Annotated in this window: 3 protein-coding genes and 3 pseudogenes; 5 read left to right on the top strand and 1 reads right to left on the bottom strand. The window is 59.9% G+C overall.

Annotated elements, in window-relative coordinates; all coding sequences use genetic code 11:
- A pseudogene (locus FS320_RS39425) lies at window positions 1-151 on the top strand (C4-dicarboxylate transporter DctA); the annotation flags it as partial.
- 115 nt (window positions 152-266) lie between these two features.
- On the opposite strand, the gene FS320_RS46560 reads toward FS320_RS39425, so the two are convergent.
- Entirely contained in the window at window positions 267-893 is a 627-nt protein-coding gene (locus FS320_RS46560; RefSeq protein ID WP_152717842.1) for a transposase, read from the bottom strand.
- 358 nt (window positions 894-1,251) lie between these two features.
- Here FS320_RS46560 and FS320_RS39435 point away from each other — a divergent pair, with 358 nt between their 5' ends.
- The 4 genes and pseudogenes from FS320_RS39435 to FS320_RS39450 form a co-directional block, all read left to right on the top strand.
- The gene (locus FS320_RS39435) at window positions 1,252-1,563 is read left to right on the top strand and encodes a hypothetical protein (protein WP_152717844.1); all 312 of its coding nucleotides are present in this window, start codon (window positions 1,252-1,254) and stop codon (window positions 1,561-1,563) included.
- Window positions 1,563-2,111, top strand: a pseudogene (locus FS320_RS39440) (redoxin family protein). The gene FS320_RS39435 and the pseudogene FS320_RS39440 overlap by 1 nt, the downstream one beginning before the upstream one ends.
- Before the next feature lie 70 nt (window positions 2,112-2,181).
- Window positions 2,182-3,621, top strand: a complete 1,440-nt coding sequence (rpoN, locus tag FS320_RS39445; protein WP_152717846.1) for an RNA polymerase factor sigma-54 — start codon at window positions 2,182-2,184, stop codon at window positions 3,619-3,621.
- A 133-nt stretch (window positions 3,622-3,754) separates the two neighbouring features.
- Window positions 3,755-4,110 (top strand): annotated as a pseudogene (locus FS320_RS39450) (IS110 family transposase); the annotation flags it as partial.

The following is a 4,110-nucleotide window of genomic DNA, read 5'->3' on the forward strand; positions in this document are numbered from 1 at the left end:
GGCATCGCTCGTCGTTGCCCGCTGGGAGGGTGAGTTGGACCAAGCGCAGTTGAAAGCTGCCCTTCGCGGCCGTCCGCTCGCCGAGACAGTAACCGCTCAACCACCAATCGCGCACCCGCCGAGGAAGATCACTCATCGCAACCTGTCGTGAACGGACAGCACCAACGATGTGGAAGGCGGAGACGGTGCCTGCTCTTACCAACCTCATACATGTCGACGCGCAGTGATCTTCCTCGATCTTGTGGCTCTCCCGCACTTTGCGTGGTTTACGCTGCCAGGAGCACCCGGCGGCGCAGAAGATCAAAGCTGGCGCGTCCATACATGGAGCGCTTCAGGAACTTGAGGCGCGTGATCTGACCCTCGGCTTGCCCACTGCTCCACGGCCGTGTCAGGGCTGCGCGGACCGCAGCCCCGTCCTGCTCTGGGCTTGCGGCGCAAGTCTCGACAGCCGGGATGCCCGAAGACCGAGCTTTGGCAATCCATGCCGTCACAGCCTTGGTGGACACCTGCTCACTGTTTCGAATCTGGCGCTCCCGACAACATTGACGAACGCGGGTGCAGCAGCGCTCGGCGCGATCGGCCACAGTCGCAGCCTCGGGATCTTGTCGCACCCAGGCCAGGACGGCAGCCTCCGTTGCATCAAGTGCTGTCGCAGGGAGGACCAGAAGCCATGCAAGCTGTTTGGGGAAGCCGGCAAAGCCGAGATCCTGCAGTTCACGCCTGAGGGCAGTGGCGTTCTCGGATCCAGCCGCAAGGCGGGCGTTGAGGTGGGAGAGATACGGATCGAGGATCCTGGGTCCCGGCTGTCGCACGGCACGCTCGGGAAAGCTTTCGGCCTGCGCAAACTTCCTCACCGTGCCGCGCGCCCGGCCCATCGTGCGGCTGATTGCCAACAGCTTCTCTCCACGGGCATGCCGTTGCCGGACTTCCTCATAGAGAGCCTGCCAACGAGTCCGGCTGTCGGCACTGGCGGCCTGCTCGACCCAGGTGCGAGGGTCGGCGCAAGTTCGCCGTCCTGAGGCTACGGGCGGTTGCCTGACGTTTTCCCAGGAGTGGCGGACAGGATTGCTCCGCGGGAACAGCACAGTTCACCCGTCATCCAACCGCGCTCCGCAGGGTCCGATCGTCGACATTGTCGGACAGGCGGCATCGCAGCATTAGAGCCGTTATATTGTTTTGAAATGAATTTCCCCTTTGGCACGGGATATGCATGGTTCTCCGCACATGCGTCACGGAGTGAGGAGACAGGCTTTGTCGCAAACTGATTGGCACCATTTATCCGGCGTAAGTGCTCCTCGTTTGCACACGCCGGCGCCATCAACGCGCCCCTTGCGCAACACCGCCGCTGTTATTGAGCATGCGGAACCACATTTCCGGCAACCGCGCGATGACGGATCAATGGACGTCTACGGCCGTTCGGGAAACGGTCGGACCATCCGTCTCGCGTGCGGCGACCATGCCGGTCATGACATCGTCGATTTCATCAGATGTTCCTATCTTGGCCTCGACAATCATCCTGACGTGATTGCACTGCCCGTTTTTCTTCTCGAGGAGCACCATTGATGACTGTGAGAAAGAAGGCTCCCTTTGTCACTTTTCGCACCCGTGTTCGCGATGAGTCCATCGAGGGGCCAAACCCCTACCGTTGGGAAGACAAGACATCCGACGACTATTTCAGCGGCAAGCGCATCGTCCTGTTCTCGTTGCCTGGCGCCTTCACCCCAACCTGCTCGACCTACCAACTGCCCGATTTCGAAAAGCTCTATGACGAGTTTGAAAAAGAAGGGATTAGCGCGATCTACTGCATCTCCGTTAACGATGCCTTTGTCATGAATGCGTGGGGCAAGGCCTTGGGGCTGCAGAAAGTCAAGCTCATCCCGGACGGCTCGGGTGAGTTCACGCGTAAGATGGGCATGCTGGTCGCCAAGGACAATCTCGGCTTCGGAATGCGCTCCTAGCGGTACGCTGCCGTGATCAACAACGGCGTGGTGGAGCAGTGGTTCGAGGAGGACGGCTTCTCCGACAACTGCGAAACCGGCCCCTACGGCGTCTCGTCGCCGCAGAACGTTCTCGAAGCGCTGAAGGCCTTTCAAACCGAGGCCGCCGCATGACCTGGACGGGTCAACACCTCACAGATCCCATGACGCCCGACCAAGTGCGTCGCTTGACAAGAGTTTCACCATGAGCTTCTCAGCAAGCCAGCTTCAGCGTCAGAAGCAATCTCTGAGTGTAACACCTCAACTCATTGAGTCGATCCGCTTGCTGCAACTGACGCATGCCGAACTGCGTCAGTTCGTGGAGCAGGAAATCGAGAAGAACCCGCTTTTGGAGCTGGCGTCAAACGATGGCGGGGCTTTACGCGATGTTGTGTCGACTTCGGCCGAGGATCCGCACATCGGCGCACGCGAATACGCCGTTGATGGGCCGACCAGGACCGGGGCCCCAGAACAGCTCATGCAATGGAAATCATTGCGCGATACAACCAATATCCCGCCCGGGCAAAGCCTTGCCATCGGCGAGTTTGCCGCCTCCACCGAAACATTGCACGACCATGTCGCTCGTCAGATCGCCCTCACTGCATTCACACTGCAGGAACGGCTGATTGCTCGCGAGCTTGCGGATCATCTGGAAGACACTGGGTATCTTCGGGTAGACCTTTTGGAGCTGGCCGGGAGCCTAAATGTCCGGGAGGCTGATGTGGAACGGGTTCTCGGAACCTTGCAGCTCTTTGATCCACCCGGAATGTTTGCGCGTACTCTCAGCGAATGTCTCGAGATACAGTTGCGCCAGCGAGACCGGTTCGACCCGGCGATGGCAACTTTGGTCGCCAATCTTGAGATGCTTGCGCAGCGCGATTTTCGGGCATTGAAGCGGCATTGCGGAGTCGATGAAGACGACCTTCTCGACATGCTGCATGAAATCCGTGCGCTCGATCCCAAGCCGGGAAACAGATTCCAGTCCGGAGGCCCGGAAGCCATCATTCCTGATGTCTGGGTCCAACCCTCGCCCGGAGGTGGATGGCAAATCGAACTTGAGCCGAACACGCTGCCCAAGCTGCTGATCAACCAAACCTATTTCGCCGAAGTCTCACGCGTGACCGCCCAAAATTCGAAAGATCAGACATTTCTCAACGCATGCTTCCAAAACGCGAACTGGTTAATCCGCAGCCTCGATCAGCGCGCCAAGACGATCCTTAAGGTAGCGACTGAAATCGTTCGCCAGCAGGATGCCTTTTTTGAACATGGCGTCGCCCACCTGCGGCCTCTCAATCTCAGAACTGTCGCTGACGCGATCAACATGCACGAGTCGACGATAAGCCGGGTGACGTCGCACAAATACATGCTCACCCCGCGCGGAGTGTTCGAACTGAAGTACTTTTTCACTGTTGCGATCGCCTCCTCCCAAGGTGGCGACGCGCACTCCGCCGAGGCTGTCCGCCATCGGATCAAGGCGATGGTCGCGGTAGAATCGCCTGATGATGTGCTGTCCGACGACGACATTGTCGTCCGACTTAAGGAAACTGGCATCGACATTGCGCGCCGCACTGTCGCAAAGTATCGCGAGGCGATGAACATCCCCTCCTCGGTGCAACGCCGCCGGGAAAAGCGCCTGTGGGTCTAGATGCCGTAATGGGCCTGCCGCTCACGCAGTAGCGGAGCGGGGTGGCTGTCCCTCAGAGTAATGGTGTTGAAACGGGGGCCGAGCGGATCGGCCCCAAGCCTCATGAGGGACAGCCATGGACTATTAGGCCGGGATTGACGTGTCGTTGGAATTGAGCAGCGTCTGTGTTCTCGATGCCTCCGGACAGATCATCCGCGAGGCGAAGGTCGCCAGCGAGCCGGAGACGCTCGCCACCTTTCTCGCCAGTCTGAACTTGCCGCTCACCCGCGTTGGCTTGGAGGCTGTCCCCTGTCGCAGTGGCTCTATGCAGGTTTGCAGAAGGCCGGGCTCGAGGTCGTGCTGCTGGAGACGCGGCATGTAAAGGCGGCGCTCTCGGCGATGATCGTCAAGACCGACCGGCGCGATGCGCGGCATCGCCCTGCTGCTGCGCATGGGCTGGTTCCGGCCCGTCCACTGCAAGTCGCCGCCGGCCCAGGAGGTGCGGGCGCT

This window comes from Microvirga tunisiensis (genome assembly GCF_009296175.1).
Classification (GTDB): domain Bacteria; phylum Pseudomonadota; class Alphaproteobacteria; order Rhizobiales; family Beijerinckiaceae; genus Microvirga; species Microvirga tunisiensis.